This is a genomic window from Hoyosella altamirensis (assembly GCF_014191505.1).
Classification (GTDB): Bacteria; Actinomycetota; Actinomycetes; order Mycobacteriales; family Mycobacteriaceae; genus Hoyosella; species Hoyosella altamirensis.
On sequence record NZ_JACHWS010000011.1, the window covers coordinates 1 to 21,323 of the forward strand.

The window sequence follows — 21,323 nt, forward strand, 5'->3', positions numbered from 1 at the left end:
TGTCGTGGACTATCGCGATGACGATTATATCCAAGGTGATAACAAGACAAAAGGAGTAATCACAGCCTATTGTGAGAGTAAACCAGAACAAGTGGCGTGCGATTCTTGGGTGAATTCGACCATAAGATATCCACGGCAAGGCCCATGGCCGTACTCATGAGAAGCGCATGATGCACAAGTGGGACCCGAAGTGGCCTGGCGCAGTGCACAAAGCATTGCGCCAGGCACTTGTCGACGGCATCGAGCGAACAGGTCAGCCATTTAAAATCATTGCTTCTGGTTTAGACCGTTTCCATGTGATAGTGATCTTCCTTCATCTTGAAGGCCCAACGTATTACGGCTTACGCTGGGATACTCGAGTAAGCCCGACCGGGATGCAGTGTGACGAACCGGATGAAATAGCAGGCGAGATTGCATGGCTCTGCATCTTTGAACCTCAAGGCGCCACTAAGGAAAGTATAGAGAGGGTGAAGTCCAGTAACGATATTCTGTGGCTTGGAACGATTCCCCGACCGGAGGTGATCACCAATATTAACCAGGTGCCCTCAGAATGGTTTTGGAAGCAACAGTAAGAAGTTGATCCAAATACTAAACGTTAGAATCCTGAGTCATTAATTCGCCGCACTATGCTGCAACGTTCGAAGGTTGATCTAGTCGGCGATTTGGTGCCGAATCCGAAGCGCGCGCCAGGCGGCGTTCTATTCGATAATGCCAATCTCGATGCACACCGAGGCTCCTCATCAAAAAGTCGAACATGTACACCCCAGTAAGGGCGTTCTGACAGAGGGCGTTCGGGAATGGGCCGTCTGCCGAACACGAAAACACTGCCCCACCCGACACGGCGTTTCCCCAGGAAGCGGTGTTCGGAAACCCGTTCATTTTCGAGTAGTGTCCCAGCTGGGTTGTGGAACACGTTTGCTGAACGGCGTGGAGGGGTTGTGGGGTGGCGCTGGTTGGTCTTGTGCGGGTGAGCACGAGCAGACAGGAAACTCAGCGTCAGCACGATGATCTCGATCCGATCTGTGTGAAGGTGTTCGAGGAAAAGATCAGCGGCGCACTGAAGGTCGCGGACCGGCCGGGCTTGCGGGCCGCGCTTGAGTACATGCGCCCCGGTGACATGCTCACCGTTCAGGAGGCTGATCGGCTTGGCCGTAACCTGCTCGAGGGTTTGATCGTGCTGAACGATCTGTTTGAGCAGGATGTGGCGGTGAAGATCCTGGCGGGGATCGCCGCGGGTGAGCATGTCGAGCGCAGTCTGATTCTCGACCTGGCGCTCGCGCTGGCAGAAGACCGCCGCCGCGACATTGCCCGCAAAACCCGCAACGGACTGGAGTCCGCGGCCAGGCGCGGACGCAAAGGAGGCCGCCCGCGAGTGGTCGATGAGGACAAACGCCGCGCCATCCTCGCCCGCCGTGCGGAGGGGCAGTCGCTGCGTGAAATCGCCCGCGGTGTTGGAGTCAGCCTCGCGGTAGTGCACGGCGAAGTGAAAGCCGCCGAGCAAACGATGACAGAACTGCCGTGACCGGCTGCCCGCAGCTATGAAGTCAGCAGCGGGCTTCATATACCAGGTGACACGATTTCTTACCGGCGCCCCGATTCTCCGATGCGCATACCCAGCATCACCTCAATGGCCTGGAACTCCCGAAGCTGGCCTGAGCCGCAAGGTAGCGATTGGTCCGGGAAGGTTGGCTGCGCTGACTGGGTTCTTAACCTGAATCGGCCTGTTTGAGGTGCCGGTGAATAGTGGAGGCGGAGACGTTCAGCGCTTTGGCGATCTGAGGCAGGGATTCTCCTCGTGCGCGTCTTGCTCTGGCGGCAGCGAGTTTGTCGGGGTCGAGCTTGCGCGGCCGGCCGCCGACGCGTCCTGCGGCACGCGCCGCGGCCAGGCCTGCCATGGTCCGTTCGTGGATGAGGTCGCGTTCGAGTTCGGCGAAGGCTGCCATGACGGTGAAGAAGAACTTCCCGGACCCGGTTGCGCTGTAGCGGCCTTCGAGGGTTCCGGCGAGGATGTGTAGGCCGACGCCGATTGCATGGAGTTTCTCGGCGAGACCGACGACTTCGGTAACCGAGCGTCCGAGCCGGTCGAGTTTCCAGACGACGAGGGTGTCGCCCGGGTCGAGCCGGTGGAGCGCGGCTGCTAGACCGGGGCGGTCCTTCTCGCGCGAGCTGACCTTCTCGATGAATAGCCTTCGGCATCCGTGTGCGGTCAGGGCATCGATCTGCAGCTGTGGGTCTTGATCGGCGGTAGAGACGCGCGCATAGGCTATGGAGCGGGGATCACCCTCGGGGTTGATGAGTTCGTCGTAAGCGTTGCGCATACCCGCTCCACCTTTGCGAAAACCTATCAAAACTGTATGTTCCGAACCGGATGTTTCGCAAAGGGTTTTGCAAAGAAGCTGTCGGCGCGGCGAAGCGTTTCGGCACCTTGCCGAAAATGCTCGTTTATGCGCATATACACGCGGTCAGCGCCGCCTGGCTTGATTCCGCATGATGTTCCGAGCCCTCACGTATGTGATCTTTGGTGGTCACTTGTAGGTGTAGGCGCGGACTGCGGGAGATTTCAGCTGCCGGTCAGGCCGAGGCGTGAGTCCATGTCGAGGCGAAACCGTCCGTAGGGGTTGATGTGGGACCAGAACAGTGGTGACAGTCCACGCCGTTCGTCGGGGCCGATCAGTTCGCGGAACCGGGCATCGTTGAGGACATCCTGAACCAGCAGGGTGTTGATGTGGACCAGGGCGGACTGGAGCAGGTGAAGGGCAAGCATCGATACTTCGGTGTGTTCGCGGTCGGGGCCAGTCAGGTCGCCGTCTTTGCCGTAAAAGATGACGGTATTGCCGGAGTTCCAGTTCTCCACGACTTGCAGGCCGCCGTGGATCTCCCGCCGCAACTCTGGTGAGGCGAGAAAGTCGCAGGCGAAGATCGTGCGTACCGCGCGACCCAATTCTTCGAGGGCCTGGTAGGTGGGGTGTTTTGGTCCGCCTCGAGTGAACCGGCGCAGGATCGACTCGGATTCGGCGGTACCGAGCCGTAGTGCGGTGGCGTAGCGGACCATTTGGTCGTACTGCTGAGTGATCACGTCCCAGCGGATCGGGCGCGTGAGGACTGGGCTGAGTTGCCCGTATGCTGAGGTGTCGTCGGGACGGTAAAGCCGGATCGAGCCAATGTTTTTCAACCGGGGCAACAGCCGGAACCCCAGTAGTTCGGTGAATGCGAAGCCGACGACTGATGCGCCGTGGGTGTCGACGTAGCTGGTGTCGATGTCCGCGTCGGTGCAGTGCCGCAGCAGCCCTTCAATCATCGCTGCAACCTCAGACGACGAGCACGATTTCAGCTGGGAGTAGATGCAGGTGGAGCGGCGTTCGACGTGCCAGTAGATCATCACCCCGGCGCCGCCGTAGCGTTGATGCCATTCAGTCATCAGGTTCGATTCCCACGACCCGAACTTCTTCGAATCGCTCGCACAGGTAGTGCCGTTGCCCCACCATGCTGGGTCACGCGCCTCGAATGTCGAGTTCACCAGTTTGGCGATCGCTCGGCGCAGGTTGTCGCGGGTGATGAAGTGCCGCCGCACATGCCGCAGCGCGGCTTCTGATTCACCGTGTTCACCGGTGGCCACGATCGCGCGGATACCCATGTTCGTACCAAGGGCGAAAAGGCACAGCAGCAGGCGCCGCCGCAGCGTGTCGCGGTCGATCACTTCACGGGAGGCGACTGAGGTGAATTCGCCGGTGAACTCGGCAAGGAAGTCGGCTTCCTTGAGCACATCGAGAAGGTCCAGGGTGCCCCATCGTCGCTGTACTTCGTCTTTTACCGCGGCGAGGTTCACTGGTTCGGGCAGTGGTTCGAGTCGGGGCACGGTGATCCACGGCTGCCCGGCTCGCGTGGTGAGGCTGACACCAGCGCTGCGGTCGGTCAACGCGGCATCCAGTCGCGACAGGGCATCGCTCATCCGTTGCTGCAGGCTAGTGATGAATTCGCTGGCGTCGAGCGGCTTCCGCAACGCGGCGTAGTGGATCTCGCGTGCAGTGTCGAAATCGCGAGGGAGATCCTCGTCAGGGTTGCGCCACCGGTTCCCGCCACCGGCGTAGATTTCTCGGCGTCGCAATGCATCCCGCAACGCGATCAATACGCACAGCTCATAGGGGATGCGTTCGATCCGACCCCGGTCATCAAGCACCGCGTCACGCCATGCTCGCGGAACAACCCCGTCGAGTGGCACCAGATCATCGGGTGCATAGAACCGGGCCTTCCCATCAGTGTTCGCGTAGCGGGCCAGCAGATCCAACGCTTGCATGACAGGCCGGTAGGCAGTGTTGTTGCAGCGGAAATCCAAGGCAACCAACAGTGCTGGGAGCATCCGCCGGTAGTAGCTGCTGTACGAGCCCCTCAGCACAGTGCGGACCCGGGCTTGGAACGATTGCTCGTTGGCGCGGGCTTCCCGGACCAAATCATGCAGCTTCTTCTCACCGACCACCGGGAACAACACGTCACGAACCGTGTCATCAGGGTGGTCCACCGCTGCTTCAGCGATCCGGAACAGGATCGACTCCTTGCCCCGAACTCGCCGCAGGTCGTCGATCAACTCGCGTTCGACGCGACGGTCGGCGCGGGCGTTGATCCGATGCACCAACCCGATCAACAGATCCACCAGCGCGTCGATGATCTCTGCCGACCGAACCCAGCACAACGCAGCCAGCAAGGTCAGTCGAATCGCTCGCGGTGCTGCCTTCAAATCCGATGGATACGAGCGGGCTGCGCGAGCACGCCACGCATGCACCAACTTGTCCGAGGCATCGGCGAACAAACCTTCCGGCAGCTGAAGACTACGGACCGAATCGAGCTTGCCGATCTCACGCAACAGTGTTTCGAGCCCGAGCTGGCCGGGATCGGCCTTCAACTCCGCCAGCAGCGGCGAACCGGCCAGTTCTTCCAGCCGCGCTACACAGTCTTCACCGAGACGATCCACCGTCGTGCTACAGAAACGCTGGTCGAAACCCGCTCGCGCCGACCGGATGATCCGCTCGATCCTGCCCGGTGGCTCGATCCGTTCAACCCGGCACCGAACCAGCAAAGCCTCCCGCAATTGTTCATCGCGCAGCTCGACCGGACACACCTCAAGCGACAGCCAATCCGCGAGTTTGTCCTCGTCAGCACGGGTGAACTCCCGGAACCCGAACACCGCCCTAATCTGGGCGCGGTGGTACTCGATCGTCCTGCCCGCCCACCGATAGTTTGGGAACTCCGTCGGGTCGACACTTACCTGTTCGGCGACGTAAGCCACCGCATCGGTAGGGATTTCGCTGGCCTGGCTCGGGAACCGGGCCTCGATCTCGAAGAATTTCAGCATCACCGCGAACGCCAGACGGGTAGCCCCAGTCTTGTTCCCGACAAGACGCCAGTCCTCTCCGATCAGCGTCCACGACGCGACCAGATCCTCAACCGACCAATCCTGGCGCATGAGCCGAACAGTAGACCAGGTCAAAGCCGACCGCTGACCGAGACAGCGCTACCTTGCGGCTCAGGCCAGCTTCGGGAGTTCCGGGCCTCAATGGAATGTTCCCGCCTTCACGTGGCCCGCGACCAAAGGAAATACCGCTAAGCGTGACTTTTCACGTCACGGGACCCCACATGCCGAACAGCCCAGTAGGCAGCCCTACGCCGCGGACCCGGTCCAGCTTGGCGCGTTCCTTCATTGCACGTCTCCGTCTCCAGCGACCCAGATCGGACTTCAACTCGTACAGGAAAATCGTTGCCCATCACCAACCGCAGGCCCGTGCCACCGCTGTTAATCTGCCCAAATTCTTTCGAAGAGCCCTGTTTTATCGGCGGTTGGGCCAGCTGCCCCCTGCTAGCAGACCTTCGCGTTTAGCCTCGTCGAGGATGCCCCACGCGATACTTTGTCGCTCGTCAGCTACCACAAGGGCCCTTTTGATGCAGCACATCCGAGATAGGTATATGACCCGGTTTGGGCTCGTTTGGAAGGCTGATCGGCACGAGTCCAGCGCTTTCTCGGCGCTCATTAACTGAAAAAACGTACTGTGCAAATTCAGGTTTGACGTGCACATTAGGGAATTGAATACGAAGCGCTCTAATTATTTCGTAGCCCTCGTCGTACCAGTCGTATACGTTTATCCCTGGAAGCCAGAGCGGCCGCGACGTGAAATCATCTAGCTCCTTCACGAAGAACCTTTGGAAGCAGTCCGTCCAGGCAAGTATCTTCTCCCCAAGAGTATCGCCAATCCCGATCTCACGCGGTAGGATATAGGGCTTCGGCGAGGACTGACTGAGAACCAGTTCTCTCGAAGGCCATAGCGAACTAGGGTGTCCATGGTCAGGGTGAACCGAAATGGTGAGCCCTGAGGGGGGTGTTCTCCTTATCGCCATAGCACGGGTAGCCCTTGAACGCAGCCTGCCCACTGTGAAGAATATTCATTGTTACCGGCCCAGCCGGTAACAAAGTGATTTGTTGCCGAACTGGCAATTGCAACACTATTTACCCCTGAGTTCGTGTTACCTCGCTGGCGTCCCCAGTTGCCCGGATCTGCGTGGGGAAAAATCTCGGCATTTAGGGTATAAAAGGTGCACGCAAGGAAATTGTACCAGTCATCCCGCGTTGGAGGATAGTTAGAAAATCGACCAGGGTGAAGATTAGGGTGGGGTGCCATATGTGTACGGAAGCGTTCACAAGTTAGAGTAACGATGACCGGTAAGTTGTTATTGTTTCGGGCTTGGAATAGAGCAAGCCTTGTGTCTCCGGAAATTTCGTATTCCATACACGGCAAGAGACGGCTTTCGTAGTTCTCTCCGGGCACGTCTTCGTCGTCCTGCATGACCGTCGCCTCCATTAGGCTGGCCGCTGGAGTGAGTGGCCAGTAGAGGTCTTTGTTTAAAACTGTCACGCCGATCAAGGATCCGCTCTGAAAGGGTTGTTCGAACCAAATCCCGTCAATCTGTGAGGCATCTCCAACGGGGTATCCGTATGTGCCGACTTCGTACCCTGCGGAGGACCATCGCAGCAAGATCGTGCCGCTGACCGCATGCGCCCCATGCTGGGGGTGCCAGTAAATAACTCCGCGCTCAAACCTGTTCATTCTACCCTGGCCGTCAGGGAGAGTGATTTCATCAGTAGTAGGGTATCCGAGCAAATTGCCAGGGGCTACTGGTCCTCCTTCGCTGTCATATTTGGCGCGAATAGCGCCGCCGACAGCGTAGACACCAACGGGTTGGGACCAGAACAGCCCAGCTCCTTGGAATTCTTGTTGGCTACCGAGGGGGCCGTGGCCGACTTCTGCGGCTGTGGGGTAGCCGAGCCAGCCGGTTTCCCACCCGAGTTGGTCCCACTTGGTCATGTACAGGATCGACACGGGATGTGCGCCTGTGGTGGGGTGCCAGTAGATGGAGCCATTGAGGAACTGGGAGCGTTTGCCGACGCCGTCGGGGTTGGTGTACTCGGGTGAGTTGGGCCAGGACAGCCAGCTCGACGGCCCGCCCATGGCGTTGTAGCGGTCGCGGATCGCGCCACACACCTGGTGGGGCGAAGGCCAGTACACCTGGCAGCCGGACATCGGGGCCACGGCCATGCGCTCGGCAAGGTCGGCGTCGGCTTTGGTGAAGCCCTCTGGGATGGCCTCGCTCTCCGAGCGCGGTGTGCCGCGCAGCTCGGGCAACCCCTGGGAGGAGCGCTCGGCCGAGTGAGTTGGTGTGCCGTCGGTGCGTTCGGGGTAGGGCAGGCCATCGCCTTCGGCCACGGACGGCGGCGCCTCCTCCGCGTTCGGGGACGGCTCTTGAGCGGCAGTCTCGCGCTCCATCGTCTCGGATGGCACGGTCCCCGATGCCTCCGGGGCTGTCGTTTCCGGTGCTGCGGTCCCAGGTGTTGCTGCTCCCGGTGTCGAAGATGGCTTCGGGGCCTCTGATGGTGCCGAAGTGCCTGGCGCGGTTGTCGCAGGCTGGCGCGGGGTCTTCGTGGCCTGCTGCTCCGGCTGCGGAGCTGTCGTGGTGGTTTCCACACTCGGCGCTGTCGTGGTGGTCGGCGCCTGAGCGACGGCAGGCGTCGCGCCGGTGGAGATCACCGCCCCGGCCAGCGCGGCGGCAGCGAGCGCCCGCCACCTCACCCGGCGACGCCTGGTCGTGGCCGATAAAGTCATGAATATCCCCTCCCTGCCGGAGCCACCCCGCGCGAGCTACGCGGCTGGCGGTATAAGCCCACTAAACCCCACGTGCACCACAAGTCACGTACGTATACGACAGGGAATTTATTTAATTGTTATAACAAAACATAGATATTTCATCGATTTCAGAGGCATGGCTGCCTGCCATAGGTCCTCCGCGTCAAAGCGCATCGGTGAAGGCGACCTCAATCTGGGTGCTGGTTCTTTGCCAATTGCGCCGCACTAAGTGGTGAGCGTTAGCCCCCGGGGCCTGTGTATTTCATGGTGTGCTGAGTGATCTAGGTTGTGGAGCTTCCTTATTTCTAGTTCACGGTGTCGCCCCAGCAGCTGAGGTCAAGGTCGGGTGGCACGCGGAATGACTCGAGCGTCACATCGTTTATCAGGGACTCGATGAGATCTGTCCTCCCACCGACGAGGGTTGAGTCGAAATCGATCTCAGACAGCGCGTACCAGGACCGGTCACGCGGCCACATCACCATGGGGAAGCGTCCCACTGTTTGCGGGTGCTGGGTGACCTGTTCGGCCATCGCTGCGAGGTTGCCTTGCAGCAGGATGAGTTTCCGCCCCGCGAGGGTGTAGCGCGCAGTATCGAACTCGGACTGAGTGAAGCCGCTGCTTTCTCCGGGGCGAACATCGAAGTGACCGGACCAGAACCCGAACACGGTTCCTTCGGGATCCGGGGTTGCGTCCACTAGGTGCGGTAGGAGCGCGGCGAACGAATCAGGGTCGAGCTGTCCGTGGCGTGGGGAGAAGCCCCGCCACGAGGCGTACAAGTCCTTGTCGGTGTCCGTGCCGCCAAGAAGCCGGTGCCACTGAACCGCCGGATGCACAATAGCCCCGGTCTCCGCCGCGATATCGGCCCACCGCGGCGGTGGGACGTCGTTGCTGGACTCGGGCCGGTGCAGGATCCGGCAGTACGCTTCAAACCCGAGGGGCACTTGTCCCGAAAGCTGGCTGCTGGTTCCCTGGAAGCGTTCAGCAGCCCAGTCCGCCGCTGCAGAATCTGTGACAGGTACCGCAGTATTTATCCACAATTGCAATCCACTCACAAACTGACTTCTTCTTGTCTTGCAAAAATGCTAGCCAACTTGACAGCTGATGCTGCGCTCGACGTATGCGTGGTTGTCCCAGCATCTGCTGTCGAATCGGCGCTTCTCGCAAAGTTCGCCGGACTGACTGCGAGCGCGCGGTTCTATGACGATGCCGGATTGCTTCGTCCTGACCAGAGGTCGGACCGCGGTCTGAGTATCGCTTTTTACATCGAGCCGCAGCTAGCGCGCGCCTCACAGTTCTATTAGCTGCGCGAGATCGGGGTGCCATCGCCCGCGGTCCGCTCACTTGCCGTCCGTGAACCGGTACTGGTTGACAATCGTGGTGGGTGCTTCACCGTGCCGGTAGAGGTAGGTATCCGAGATCTCGGTGACGTCGAGATCTGTGTGGCCGATCCGAATGACGGGGTGCTCGTTGGGCCACACGGTCCATCGTGCGCCGTCGATGGTCGCGATCAGGACCTGTCCCAGCAGCAGTGCAATCTCAGTGCCCAGCATGGGGCCGAGATGTTCGTCAGCCAGTGCTTCGTCGAGTCGGCGTTCAATGGCTGCCAGTGCATCACAGGTGTATCCGTGAGGCTCGTTCCGGTCGGCCAGCCACTGTGTCAGTGTTGCCGGGTTGCAGCACGGCCGTGGCCGCGCCGATCGCACCGTCCCGCGTTCCCGGGCTGCCGTATACGGTTAGGCCGCGTGCGATGCCGTGGCGGGGACCGATGCGGAGGAGGCGCTGCACGAAACGGGGAAGTCGGGAACTGAGCGCAGTGGGCAGCATCATATCCAGCATCTCCGCCCAAGCCGCGAACCTGGATCGCTTCACACCTGCACGATAGTGCTCTAGCACGACGAACCGCGCTGCTGAACACCCCGCTGCGGCGACAGGCGCAGCTGTCGCCCTCGCACTAACCCGGCGCCGGGCAGCGGCTGAACTGTTCGCGGCGGGCGCTGCTGGTGCGCTCGTGTGGTTGAGCAGTGCGCGCACGTCTTTGGCGGGCATTCCGGTCCATTCGGCTGCGGTGGTTGTGGTTTCACCGTTGCTGTGTATACCCAGCGAGCGCAGCGCGTTGTCGCGTCTGCCAGTGATTGTTTGCGCCCGGCTGCTTTCTGCCGTAGCTGTGTGATTTCTTGTTCGGTGTCGTAATCGATCGCGGTTTCGTTTCAGCAGCGGTGAAGAACTCTTCGAGGTGTACGCGTTGAGTTCGTCGCGTTGGCGTCGCTGCGCGAGCGTGGGCAGTGTGCGCTGCCGTGCCTGGGCGCGCACCGTGCCTGGTTTCTGCTTACTTACCCACGACCGTGAAGCTCAGAAGTCCCTGTGCCGCAGCGCATCACTCCGCCCAGACACCGGTTACCAGCGCGTCACCCCTCCGCCTATCTCCCCTCAGTGATCCCTGTCACTTGTTTGCTACACACCATTTGCACTCTGAGTGGTTTTGGGGCGCAGTCTGTTTGAATGTGGGGCGTGATGACGCTGCACGTGCTGCACGCGGGTGATGGGTATGCGTATTTGACTCGTCAGGTCGCGTCGATGGATCGTGCCCGGGAGCGTGGGGAGGCGCTGGCGAGTTATTACACCGAGCACGGCACCCCGCCGGGGGTATGGCTCGGCTCCGGGCTCGCCTCGCTCGCGGCGAGCGGCCCCGATCCGGGTGCGGCTGCGGTGTCGGGGTTGGTGAGTGAGGCGCAGATGAAGGCGCTGTTCGGGGAGGGGCTGCACCCGAACGCGACCGAGATCGCGGCCGCGGTGATCACCGCCGCGTCCACCCCGCGCCAGCTGCGCAGCGCGGTGAAAACCGCGGAGACAGCGACGCGTTTGGGCCGGAGATTCCCGGTGTTCGCGAACGAGAACCCGCTGCGCGACGCCTTCACCGAAGCAGTGAAAGAGCGTGAGCGCCAGCAGGACCGGCCCGCCACCACGGTGGAGCGGGCGGGGTTGTGGCGCACGGTGGGGGCGCCGCTGTTCGAGCAGTCTCACGGGCGGGCGGCGTCGAGTGAGCGGGAACTGGTGGCGTGGATCGCGCGGCAGCGCGGCACCGACCGCCAGCCCGTTGCGGGCTACGATCTGGTGTTCACGCCCGCGAAATCCGTGTCGGTGTTGTGGGCGCTCGGCAACGACCACGTGCGTGACGCTGTCACCCGGGCGCATCACGCGGCGGTGCGCGACGCGGTGGGGTGGCTGGAGACAGAAGCGGCGTTTACCCGCCGCGGTGCGGGCGGTGTGCAGCAGATCGACACCACCGGTTTGATTGTGGCGGCGTTTGATCATTACGACAACCGCGCGGGGGAACCGAATCTGCACACCCACTGCGCGGTCAGCAACAAGGTGTGCGGGACGGACGGGAAATGGTCGGCACTGGATGGGGCGGCGCTGCACCGCCACGCCACCGCCGCCGCGGCACGCTATAACGCCGCGGTCGTGGACAACCTGCGCCGCAGCCTCGGGATCGGGTTCACGGTGCGGGAGATGGGCGCGGGCAAACAACCCGTGCTCGAGGTCGCCGGGATCGATCAGGGCTTGTGTGAGGCGTTCGCGACCCGCACTGCCGCGATCCGCGCCCGCCGCGACGACCTCGTCACCGAGTTCCGCGCGAAACACGGCTACAGCCCCGATCAGCGAACCCTGTACCGGCTCGCGCAGCAAGCCACCCTCGACACCCGCGACGGTAAACAACAGCCCCAGTCCCTCGCCGCGATGCGGGCACAGTGGCGCGCTGCCGCGGCCGCGTATCTCGGCAGCGAGGACGCGGTCGACACCATGCTCGAACACACCCTCACCCGCCGCGCCGGAGTGGATTCGGCGCGGGGGTTTCTGGGTGTCGAGCACGAGGCCGCGCTGGTGCTCGAGTATGTGGCGGGGCGCCGCGCAACGTTCACCGCCGCACAGGTCCGCACCCGCACCGAGGCGCAGCTCGCGCTCGTACAGTTCCCCACCCCGCAGGCACGCCGCGACGCGATCGACACCGTCATCACCCGGGTCCTCACCCCCCACAACAACGAGCACACCACGACAAGCGGTGATCACGCGGTCGCTCTCACCGCCCCGGAAGCGGTGCCGGTTCCGGCGCGGCTGCAACGCAGTGATGGGGAGTCGGTGCTCACGAGGCATGGGGAAACCCGCTACACCACCCTGAGTGTCCTGCGCGCCGAGCAGACGCTAATGGACGCGACCACCACCCCCACTGCGCATTTCACTAGCTACGCGCAGCTGCGCGCCACCGCCGCCGCGGTCAAGAAGGAGACCGGGCGGGGTTTGAATGGTGGGCAGTGGGAAATCGCGCGGCATTTCTGTCTTTCCGGGGCGCAGGTCGCGGTCGCGACCGGGCCCGCCGGGGCGGGGAAAACCACCGCCATGAAACTGGTCGCCGACACCTGGAAACACTCCGGGCGTGACGTGGTCGCGCTCGCCCCCTCCGCCGTCGCGGCCGACACCCTCGGCAGCGAGATCGGCACCCCTGCCGCGACGCTGGCGTCGCTGACCTACCCCTACCGCGGCCGCCTCGACGGCATCCCCGCCGGAACCATCCCCCGGCAGATCCAGCCGGGGACGATGCTGCTCGTCGACGAGGCCGCCATGGCGTCGCTGCCGGATCTGGCCGCACTCCAGGAGATCGCGCAGCGGACGGGTGCGGTGATCCGGCTGCTCGGTGACCCCGCCCAGCTCGACGCCATCGAAACCGGCGGGACACTAAGACTGCTGGCCGATCACACCCGCGCGCCCGAGCTCGACACCGTGGTGCGGTTCGGGGACGACCACGCGCAGGCGGCCGCGTCACTGCAGCTGCGCGCCGGGAACCCCCAGGGGCTGGCTTTGTATGCGCAGCGCGGCTGGATCCACGACGGCACCCGCGACGACCTCCTCGACCAAGCCACGACCGCCTATCTCACCGACCGCGACAAAGGCCGCAGCAGCATCGTGCTCGCCGCCACCCGCGACGACGCCCGCGCCCTCAACCAGCTCCTCCAAACCGCCACCCACACCACCGCGACCCCAGCAGCGGCGGATGCGAGTAACAGCGGCAGCGCTGCTGGTGATGGCGGCCGGGTGGTGGGGTTGTGTGACGGCGCCACCGCACGGGTCGGGGACACGATCGTCACCCGCCACAACGACACCACCCTGCGGGTGAAGGCGGGGTCCCGCCCCGGTGAGCGGGTCCGCAACGGGGACCTGTGGACCATCACCACTATTGGTGAGGACGGCAGCATCGGCGCCCGCAATCTCGCCAGCCGCGGCACTGTCACCCTGCCCGCGGGGTATGTCACCACGCACGTGGAGCTCGGGTACGCCTGCACCATCCACCGCGCGCAGGGCGTCACCGTGGACACCACCCACGCGCTGATCACCGGGCACACCAGCCGCGCCGGGCTCTACGTCGCCGCGACCCGCGGCCGCAGCGAAAACCACCTCTACGTCCCCACCGACACCCAGCTGGATATCGACACCGAACCCGTCCACCTCACCCCCAGCAGCAGCGAGGGTGAGCCGATGACGGTGCTGGAGCGGCTGACAACCGTGCTCGAGCGGGATCAGGGACAGCGCTCGGCCACCGAAACACTCCGCGAGGTGATGCGGGAAGCCGAGGACCCGCAGCGCCTGCGCGACGCGTACACCACCGCCCGCGACGCCCTCACGAGGGATTACCTGGACTGGCTCATTGACCGGTCCCTGCCCGCCGCCCTTACCGAAACCATGCGCGCCCACGCGGATACGCACGCGGCGCTGTATGCCCGGCTCACCGCCCTCACCCACCACGGCCACGACACCACACGCCTGCTCACTAGCGCGATCCACACCCGCGACCTCACCACCGCGCATGATGTGAACACGGTGCTGCTGCAACACCTCCCCCACCCCGCACCGGACACCCCCGGCGCAGCGAGCACACCCCAGACACCCGAGACACCGGGAACCGCTGGGGCGGAGACAACCACCCCAGAAACACAGCTTGCAGCAACTTCCCTGGATCTGGGGGTGTTGCCGCCGCGGCATCCCGGCATGGACCACCAGCTCGCCGACTACGCCCGCACCGCCCACACCGAACTCACCCACCACGCAGCCACCCCCGCACCTGGCCAGCGGGCGCGGGTGGATGCGGTGGTGGCGGCGGAGCTGCGCGGCAACCCGGTGCGGCAGCTGTCCGACCAGCTGTTGCGCCGTATCGCCAGTGGCCACGACCCCCAGCGGGGCACCGACGCCACCATCGTGATGGCCGGGCACAGCGCACTCACCCAGGCTGAACACGCCTACACGCGGGCCCGCGACGACCTCGCGCGCCTCACCCAGGAGCACGCCGCGTGGCAGGACTACACCCGCGCCGCCCAGCACGCCGACAGCCTGAACACCCAGTGCCGCGAACTCACTCGCGAGATCCGCAGGCTGGAAACCGAACGCGCCCGTCTCGGGGTGTTCGCCCGCGCCCGCCGCCGCGAACTCGACACCACTCTCGCCAAACTCGGCGCCACCCACACCGATCTCGACAACCAGGCCAGGGCGGCGTTTCAGCACGCCCAGGCACTGAAACCAGCAGGACCGCCCATCACCAGCGAGCAGATCGCACAGGCCGAGAACCTGGTCACCGCAACTGCCGCGCAGGCGGCCACCGCCCGCGCTAGCCACACCCGCCGAACCGAGCAGATCTACCGCGAACAACACCACCGTCAGGCCGCGGCACAGCAAGAGCTCCACCGCCGCAACAAGCTCACCCCCGAACAACACGCCCAGGAACAACGCCTCCGCGAAGACCTCACCCGCCAGAAACACCAAACACGGCCCACACCAGCGCTCGACCACGCACCCACCCGCAGCCCCGGCCGCAGCACCGACGGCCACGGCATCGGAGACTAGAGCTTCACCCGGCGCACAGATCAAACAGTGCCGATGTCGATGCGCTGAGATGCTCTAGGCAGCTAGCACTGAGGTGACGGGCCATTTAGCCGAGGGGGATTTTTCACGAGAGGGTGGCTAGGCAGTGGCCGATCACGCACACTGGATTCCATGACAGAGGAACCCGTCGCTGACGTGGACGCGCTTGCTGCGTGGTCTGCCATCGCTGCGCGGGTAGAGCATGGCGAGTCCGTTCCTTTTATCGCGCACGGCAAGCAGGTCGGCTACATCGTCCCCGTCGGGGAGCTTGAGCGTTTGCAGGAGACCATCGCTGTGCTCTCCGACCCGGACACCATTGCTGATCTGCGTGACCGCACCAGCGAAGACCAGCTCACCGGTGTGGAGGCACTGCAGGATCTCCTCGCCGCGCGCCAGGCCGCAGGCAAACGCTAAAGCATCTGCACCCCGTCTGATTCACTGGCAGACATGAGCACGCCAGAACACGGGCATGACGAGGAGCAGCGCCAGCCGTACACGCTCACGCTCCGCCGTCCTGCTCGCCGTGCCCTGGCCGAGGAACTGCCCCTAGAAGCAGCCATAGCCGTGGGAGAACTACTCTCAGGAGATCTGCTCACCAGTCCCCGCCGCGTCGGTAAACGTCTCTACCCGCCCCTTGACCACCTGTACTCCGCACGCCGGGGCGAATACCGCATCCTCTACGAAATCAACGACCACACACGAACCGTCACCGTGGCCTCCATCCGCCACCGCCGCGACGCCTATCACACATAAAGCCCGGCACCTCACCACTCCGCACCGAAACCCGCACGGCTGCAAGGGGGCACGATTCCCGACTGGCTCCAGTGGCGTGAGCGTTAGAAGCACGCCAACAGACAGGCGTGTCCCAAGAAGCGTGCTCGGTTACTGGTTCCAGCGTTCCCACGCGGCTTGTTTTCTGGTGCCCTCGGCCTCCCCGATAGTGGCCTAACGAGGCACGTGAGTCCCGGCGGGCGCGGTGCACCGCATTGCCCCCTGACGACCGATCGATGCCTGCTCATCCCTCGAACGCCTGGCTGCTGCGCTGAATCCGAGCACATCCCCGGAGCCCACGCCACCAGCCAAAACGTTGCATGGCAGCAAACTGCAGATGCAGAAACAGTTATCCAGTAATTGCAGAAATACGGCGATACGCCGTTGCGGAACTGCGACGAAGCGTAATCGCGCCGTTACATGTCTACGGCAATACTGCGAATCGTATTGCCGTAGATTCGTTTTCACGACGCCGTACGAATGCAACTGAGGAGCGGCATGATTATCGGACTTGTCAACCAGAAGGGCGGAGTCGGTAAAACCACGCTGTCCGTCAACGTCTCGGGCGTACTCGCCTCACAAGGGGGCCGGGTGCTGCTGATCGACGCGGACCCACAAGGGAGCGCCCTGGATTGGGCTGCGGCACGGAAGGAATCGCCGTCATTTCAGGTAGTCGGACTGCCCCGCCCCACTATTCACCGCGAGGTCGCAGAGCTGGCCCGCAATTACGATCACGTCATCATTGACGGCCCTCCTCGCGTAACGGACCTGGCCCGGAGCGTGATCATGGCCGCCGATATCGTCGTCATTCCGGTTCAGCCCTCACCGTACGACGTGTGGGCGGCAGCGGAGATCGTCAAGCTCATTGACGAAGCCCGCGTGTATAAGGAAGACCTCAAAGCCGTTTTTGCGGTGAATCGCAGAATCGTAAACACGGCGATTGGGCGGGACGTGCGTGCCGCGCTCGACTCCTACGGCATTCCCGCACTCAAATCCACTGTCGCGCAGCGAGTCATCCTGGCGGAGTCAGCTGCCCAGGGCTTGACGGTGTTGGAGACCGATCCGGCTTCTGTGGCCGCAGAAGAAGTCACCGAACTCACCCAGGAGCTGATGAACCAGTGAGCAAGCGTGTCAGCATCACAGCAAAACAATCCAAGTCAGCGCCGTCGCGGGACGACTGGGTAAGCGCGGCAAGCGAGCCAGCCGCGTCAGTGGATTCAGAACAGCCCCAGCAGCCGATGAAAAGGCTCACCATCGACATACCCGAAGATCTGCACCGGGCACTGAAAGTCGGCTGCGCCCAGCGCGACATCAAAATGGCCGACGAGGTACGTCGCCTGATCCGCAGCGAGTATGGCCACAGCCTCAACACCTGAAAGTCGCAAACACGCCAAAACGTAGTTCAGTAATCACGATTCGTCGTGATTACTGAACTACGTTTTTTACAGAACTACAGAAAAGCAGCGGCAAGGGACAAGAACGTCCTGATCAAGAGCGCGATCCTGGTCATCCTTCGCCGCAAAGCTGCGGGGCCGGAGAGCTCCCGCTATATCGGGCGGGAGGAGCGGTCCGGTATTTCACTGTGACAGCGCTGAGTGAGACGGTCATCGGGCAGTTGATCACCCCAGCTTTCCGAACAGCACCATTGCTTACGATGTCCCAAACTGACGATGGCGTGATGATGATCCACGCTGTGCGGAAACCATTGCAGTACATAGGAGGCCCGGTCCTTACGGCGGGCGCTGCCCTACGCCCTACAAAGGAACCCGTAAGGATTAGCCGGCGTGTCCTCACTGGCAGATCGGGATATGGGTACCACTATTTGAGGCATGGCTGTGATGTCATCGCGCAAACCGGGTCGGCCCAGCAAGGGCCACCGTGTTCAGTACAAGGTCCGGCTGCCTATCAGGCTGAAAGAAGCTGCTGCAGAGGCTGCCCGGGCTCATGGCATGACCGAGACGGATTACGTGGCGGCTCTGATCGCCGCGAACACCGGCTTAGAGCACCTAGCTCCGAGTCTGAATCAGGAGGTGTTGCCGCTGCAGAAGTCTGCCTGACCTGAGCAACAATTTCATTGGGCGGCTGACGCAGAAAGCAGAAAACCCCGGCCCGGCAGCCAGGGTCTTCTTTCAAGTGTGTGATCAGCGAGCGGTAACTCCCTGATCAGGCCGCCCCTCACTGAGAGGAACGGAATTGCTTCACGGCACTTCCGAGGGTAGCGGCTACCCGTTTAACGGCACAACTGAACACGAGGATTCGGCACGAGAATTTCTGTCTGCAGAATCCTGCAGACCTCTCCACGGAGCGTTACCCCGTAGTAGAAATGCCTCCCGTGCGGGGCTGTTCGTGCTGCCGCTGCGCAGGCCGCTGCCAGAGGGTGCGTATCGCGGCTGCGACCGGGCGCACTGCTGGTGGGGCCGCGAAAAGTGGCTGCTGCACTGCTCCGTGCTGTACTGCCTGCACTATCGGCGGCTCCGCGACGAGGGACGGACCGAGCCCGTCTCGCGGGCGGCGTTTCTGATGGTCATGGCGGGCATGTCGCATGGCGCGGACAACCAGACCGGCCGGGATTGCCGGGTGCCGGTCGGCAAGCTGCACCGCAACGGGACCCGTTCCGGCCTGGTCAACCACGCCGGAGTCTGCCGGCGGCAAGTGCAGCGAGCCCGACACCTCGCACGGGAACTGGGCGTGGTGACCGACATACAGCAAGGCCGCCTGCGCACTCTCGCTGAGAGGCTCGAGTCGTGGAAGCGTGGCGATCGGGCCCGCGGCTGGTGCACCGTGTCCGTGCTGCATGAATCCCGCCGATTCAGCAGGCTCCCTGTGGATAACCGAAATGGCTCTCACCTGCCAAATTACATAGATGTCACCCCTCTGATACGTAGTATCGGAAGAAAAGAAAATCCCCGTAAGGGGGTGGTTACTCAGGGCACTGCGTGCCGACAAAAGCAGCTCAATACGGGCCCGGGCCGCGCTCAGGCCGATCCTGCCGCTCTCCAGCTGGCCCGAGGCTGCCTGAACCACCCGAAGATGCCTCCCTGGATTCGCCGGCACGGAAAAACCGCCTGGGCCAGGGTGCTCGCTCCGTTTGTTGCCGCCCAGTGGGACGCCGACGACATCGCCGAAGCGCTGCGGGACTACGCCATCGGGCATTACGTGCTGTCGAGCCCGCGTAACGCGCTGGGATACCTCCGGTCAATCCTGAACACGTTCGATCTGCAGGACCGCCCGGCCGCGATCATCCGCGCCGAAGCGGCAGCCCGCGACACCGAACGCAGAGCCAAACAAGAACAGCTGCGCACCGAATGGGCAGCCCGCAACGCCAGCGCGGCAGGCGAAAACTCACCAGGCAGACAAGCCGCACGCCAAGTCATAGAAGAAATCAAAAGACGGCCAAAACGATGGCGCTAGAGATGCGGCACCATGCAGGGCCGAGGTGCCCCCCCTGCTCAGAACCCCAGCAAGGGGGCACGAAGCCTGAGCAATCAGTCCGAAAATCTATCTCTCTCTTTGCCGCCGCGGAATACCGAATTCGAGAAGGGTATCCATGTAACGATCTTGAATCGGTCTCGGGGAGTCGCGTGAGACCGCCCGTCCTCTTCGGTTATCTCGTACCTGTTAAGCAAAGCTGATCTTGATCTTTAAGGCTCGCAGAGTCAGCTTTTCACCAGGGGAGGTAACCGAATGACAGTTGCCGCACCCAGCGGGAGCAGGAAAAGATCCAAAGGATGGCCAGCCGCGCTACTAGCGCTCATCCTGATAGTGCCTGGAAGCGGTGTGGCCAGTGGCCAGCCCACCACAGTTCCTGACGAAGCCGCTGCCACCACCGCTTCGACGGCATCTCCAACTCCTGCAGACCTCCCAGAGGGCGAGCGTTCTGCAACAGTGGAGGGTCAACGAGACTCCAGTACACAGACCGAAAACGCCAGAGCCCACCGCTCCTGCACCCACAACCGCGCCTGCTGAGCTTCCGCGCCAGAACCAACAAGCCCCCCGCGAGCGGCAGTCACCGCCAGTTCGAGGGGACAGGACTCAGATTCCGGCGGACGCACCCCCATCGTTCGAAGCCGGGATGGATCTGCCCTACCCATCACGCGATAACGATCGAGAACGCGGGCGCCCCTCGCACAGCTACCGTGAACTGCCCGAACTTCCGCCCGACCACACGCCTAGCTACGACCCCGAATCTCTACCTGAAGGGGTCACCGAGGAAGACGCCGAGACCGCCGAACGCATGACACTTGCTGCGACCCCGGGGTGCAGGGTGTTTTCTCCCATGCCTTACGAGGTGTGTGGGGCAATCCTGCAGCGGTACGAAGCCATGGGAGGTCCGAACAGCTGGCTGGGCCTGCCAAACTCGCCCGAGTACACCAACCCCGACGGTGTCGGAAAGCGCTCCCAGTTCATTAATGGATCGATCTACTGGCACCCCCACACGGGCGCCCACCCGGTGACGATCCTCTACATGACCAAGTGGAATCAGTTCGGATGGGAAATGGGCTGGCTCGGCTACCCCACCGGAGCGGAGATCTACCACAACAACGGTGGCAGCCGCCAAGAGTTCCAGGGTGCAGGGCTGTTCTGGTCTCAGCCCACAGGCGTCTATGCCGTCGGCGGCGCGATCCGCGCCAAATACAACAGTGCTGGCGGTGCTGAAGGACCACTCGGTTACCCCACCACCGATGAACTAACGGTCAACAAATACGACGGCCGCTACAACAACTTCACCAACGGAACCATCACCTGGTCCGGAGTCACAGGCGCACGACTGATGTACGCAGCCATGCGCGATCGATGGGCCGAGCACGGTCGCGAAGACGGGCAGATGGGCTACCCCCTTTCAGACGTCCAAATCGCCCCCGACGGGACAGGACGCTACCTCCACTTCGAAGACGGTTCCTCCATCTACTGGCATTCCGCAACCGGAGCCTGGCGAGTACCTTCACAGATCATCGCCGTTTGGAGTTCTCTCGACTGGGAGAAGGGTCCTCTGGGCTACCCAATGGAAGCCTCGTTAGATGCAGACGGGTTTCTTCGCCAGATCTTCGCGTTGGGCGAGATCGCAGTACAAGGCAATGAGGGTTACTACCGGCATTACCCGTTTTCGGGAGCGGCCGCTACGCAGTCTCTACCGAACCAACTGACCCCTGCCGACGAAAGTAATGCTGATGATTCTCCTGGGGTCGATGTAATGAATCAGTCGGGAGACCGCAACGAAATCATTCATACGCTGAGGGATTCAGCTGGTCGCGTAGGTCCTCTCCGGCGGGGTTACTGGAATGGAGTCAGTGGATTTGGAGTTGAGAAGATCTACCAGAGGCATGAGATTGACAATATGAATCTCGTAGCTACGACCATGCTCCAGCCTGGAGGAGGGGAACCATCATCCGGACAATCTCGATTCTACCGCCAGCCTGTAGGAAGGACGAGGTGTGATGATAGTGGCACATGTACGACATACAGAAGAGATGTCATCCGGGT

General features: G+C 62.6%; 17 protein-coding genes and 1 pseudogene. 11 read left to right on the forward strand and 7 right to left on the reverse strand.

The features are described from left to right. The first annotated feature begins 167 nt into the window (after nucleotides 1-167). Nucleotides 168-572 (forward strand): hypothetical protein, encoded by a 405-nt coding sequence (locus tag FHU29_RS22785; protein WP_064442639.1) that lies wholly within the window; start codon nucleotides 168-170, stop codon nucleotides 570-572. A gap of 371 nt (nucleotides 573-943) precedes the next feature. Continuing rightward, the gene (locus FHU29_RS22790; protein ID WP_064442640.1) at nucleotides 944-1,522 is read left to right on the forward strand and encodes a recombinase family protein; all 579 of its coding nucleotides are present in this window, start codon (nucleotides 944-946) and stop codon (nucleotides 1,520-1,522) included. A gap of 184 nt (nucleotides 1,523-1,706) precedes the next feature. Here the strand turns inward: FHU29_RS22790 and FHU29_RS22795 are convergent, their stop codons facing one another. From FHU29_RS22795 to FHU29_RS22810, 4 genes are all read right to left on the reverse strand, one after another. Further along, entirely contained in the window at nucleotides 1,707-2,318 is a 612-nt protein-coding gene (locus FHU29_RS22795) for a recombinase family protein (protein ID WP_064442681.1), read from the reverse strand. Nucleotides 2,319-2,560: 242 nt separating this feature from the next. After that, nucleotides 2,561-5,458 carry a Tn3 family transposase gene (locus FHU29_RS22800; RefSeq protein ID WP_064442682.1) on the reverse strand — a complete coding sequence of 966 codons (2,898 nt, stop codon included), beginning with the start codon at nucleotides 5,456-5,458 and terminating at the stop codon, nucleotides 2,561-2,563. Between the two features lie 916 nt (nucleotides 5,459-6,374). After that, nucleotides 6,375-7,808 (reverse strand): LGFP repeat-containing protein, encoded by a 1,434-nt coding sequence (locus FHU29_RS22805; protein WP_260153033.1) that lies wholly within the window; start codon nucleotides 7,806-7,808, stop codon nucleotides 6,375-6,377. Nucleotides 7,809-8,470: 662 nt separating this feature from the next. Then, nucleotides 8,471-9,217: a hypothetical protein gene (locus FHU29_RS22810; RefSeq protein ID WP_157095447.1), complete on the reverse strand. Its 747-nt coding sequence runs from the start codon at nucleotides 9,215-9,217 to the stop codon at nucleotides 8,471-8,473. A gap of 39 nt (nucleotides 9,218-9,256) precedes the next feature. On the opposite strand from FHU29_RS22810, the gene FHU29_RS22815 reads away from it, so the two are divergent. Continuing rightward, entirely contained in the window at nucleotides 9,257-9,466 is a 210-nt protein-coding gene (locus FHU29_RS22815) for a MerR family transcriptional regulator (RefSeq protein ID WP_157095449.1), read from the forward strand. Between the two features lie 36 nt (nucleotides 9,467-9,502). Here FHU29_RS22815 and FHU29_RS23790 read toward each other — a convergent pair whose 3' ends face one another. Further along, nucleotides 9,503-9,868 (reverse strand): DUF6278 family protein, encoded by a 366-nt coding sequence (locus tag FHU29_RS23790; protein ID WP_157095451.1) that lies wholly within the window; start codon nucleotides 9,866-9,868, stop codon nucleotides 9,503-9,505. After that, nucleotides 9,777-10,475, reverse strand: a complete 699-nt coding sequence (locus FHU29_RS22825; protein WP_064442629.1) for a hypothetical protein — start codon at nucleotides 10,473-10,475, stop codon at nucleotides 9,777-9,779. Before FHU29_RS22825 ends, FHU29_RS23790 begins: the two co-directional genes overlap by 92 nt. Nucleotides 10,476-10,676: 201 nt before the next feature. On the opposite strand from FHU29_RS22825, the gene mobF reads away from it, so the two are divergent. From mobF to FHU29_RS22855, 6 genes are all read left to right on the forward strand, one after another. Then, complete coding sequence (gene mobF, locus FHU29_RS22830) at nucleotides 10,677-15,053, forward strand: MobF family relaxase (RefSeq protein WP_064442630.1); 4,377 nt, start codon at nucleotides 10,677-10,679, stop codon at nucleotides 15,051-15,053. Between the two features lie 150 nt (nucleotides 15,054-15,203). Next, entirely contained in the window at nucleotides 15,204-15,485 is a 282-nt protein-coding gene (locus FHU29_RS22835) for a hypothetical protein (protein WP_064442631.1), read from the forward strand. 33 nt (nucleotides 15,486-15,518) lie between these two features. Then, nucleotides 15,519-15,824, forward strand: a complete 306-nt coding sequence (locus tag FHU29_RS22840; protein WP_064442632.1) for a type II toxin-antitoxin system RelE family toxin — start codon at nucleotides 15,519-15,521, stop codon at nucleotides 15,822-15,824. Nucleotides 15,825-16,340: 516 nt separating this feature from the next. Then, nucleotides 16,341-16,964, forward strand: a complete 624-nt coding sequence (gene parA / locus FHU29_RS22845) for a ParA family partition ATPase (protein ID WP_064442633.1) — start codon at nucleotides 16,341-16,343, stop codon at nucleotides 16,962-16,964. Further along, nucleotides 16,961-17,218: a hypothetical protein gene (locus FHU29_RS22850; protein ID WP_064442634.1), complete on the forward strand. Its 258-nt coding sequence runs from the start codon at nucleotides 16,961-16,963 to the stop codon at nucleotides 17,216-17,218. Before parA ends, FHU29_RS22850 begins: the two co-directional genes overlap by 4 nt. Before the next feature lie 453 nt (nucleotides 17,219-17,671). Beyond that, nucleotides 17,672-17,899 carry a hypothetical protein gene (locus tag FHU29_RS22855; RefSeq protein WP_064442635.1) on the forward strand — a complete coding sequence of 76 codons (228 nt, stop codon included), beginning with the start codon at nucleotides 17,672-17,674 and terminating at the stop codon, nucleotides 17,897-17,899. Nucleotides 17,900-18,149: 250 nt separating this feature from the next. Here FHU29_RS22855 and FHU29_RS23530 read toward each other — a convergent pair whose 3' ends face one another. Next, nucleotides 18,150-18,638 (reverse strand): hypothetical protein, encoded by a 489-nt coding sequence (locus tag FHU29_RS23530; protein ID WP_232323097.1) that lies wholly within the window; start codon nucleotides 18,636-18,638, stop codon nucleotides 18,150-18,152. Between the two features lie 234 nt (nucleotides 18,639-18,872). Here FHU29_RS23530 and FHU29_RS23535 point away from each other — a divergent pair, with 234 nt between their 5' ends. Both FHU29_RS23535 and FHU29_RS22865 read left to right on the forward strand, forming a co-directional pair. Beyond that, nucleotides 18,873-19,253: a hypothetical protein gene (locus tag FHU29_RS23535; RefSeq protein ID WP_232323098.1), complete on the forward strand. Its 381-nt coding sequence runs from the start codon at nucleotides 18,873-18,875 to the stop codon at nucleotides 19,251-19,253. Between the two features lie 661 nt (nucleotides 19,254-19,914). Then, nucleotides 19,915-21,323, forward strand: a pseudogene (locus FHU29_RS22865) (LGFP repeat-containing protein); the annotation flags it as partial.

What these genes read in the sequence shown, in the direction of transcription:
- FHU29_RS22785 (WP_064442639.1), top strand. Translation starts at nt 168, where the DNA reads ATGATGCACAAGTGGGACCCGAAGTGGCCTGGCGCAGTGCACAAAGCA.
- FHU29_RS22795 (WP_064442681.1), bottom strand. Translation starts at nt 2,318, where the DNA reads ATGCGCAACGCTTACGACGAACTCATCAACCCCGAGGGTGATCCCCGC.
- FHU29_RS22800 (WP_064442682.1), bottom strand. Translation starts at nt 5,458, where the DNA reads ATGCGCCAGGATTGGTCGGTTGAGGATCTGGTCGCGTCGTGGACGCTG.
- FHU29_RS22805 (WP_260153033.1), bottom strand. Translation starts at nt 7,808, where the DNA reads ATGGAGCGCGAGACTGCCGCTCAAGAGCCGTCCCCGAACGCGGAGGAG.
- mobF (WP_064442630.1), top strand. Translation starts at nt 10,677, where the DNA reads ATGACGCTGCACGTGCTGCACGCGGGTGATGGGTATGCGTATTTGACT.
- FHU29_RS22835 (WP_064442631.1), top strand. Translation starts at nt 15,204, where the DNA reads ATGACAGAGGAACCCGTCGCTGACGTGGACGCGCTTGCTGCGTGGTCT.
- FHU29_RS22840 (WP_064442632.1), top strand. Translation starts at nt 15,519, where the DNA reads ATGAGCACGCCAGAACACGGGCATGACGAGGAGCAGCGCCAGCCGTAC.
- parA (WP_064442633.1), top strand. Translation starts at nt 16,341, where the DNA reads ATGATTATCGGACTTGTCAACCAGAAGGGCGGAGTCGGTAAAACCACG.
- FHU29_RS22855 (WP_064442635.1), top strand. Translation starts at nt 17,672, where the DNA reads ATGGCTGTGATGTCATCGCGCAAACCGGGTCGGCCCAGCAAGGGCCAC.
- FHU29_RS23530 (WP_232323097.1), bottom strand. Translation starts at nt 18,638, where the DNA reads ATGCAGCACGGACACGGTGCACCAGCCGCGGGCCCGATCGCCACGCTT.
- FHU29_RS23535 (WP_232323098.1), top strand. Translation starts at nt 18,873, where the DNA reads ATGCCTCCCTGGATTCGCCGGCACGGAAAAACCGCCTGGGCCAGGGTG.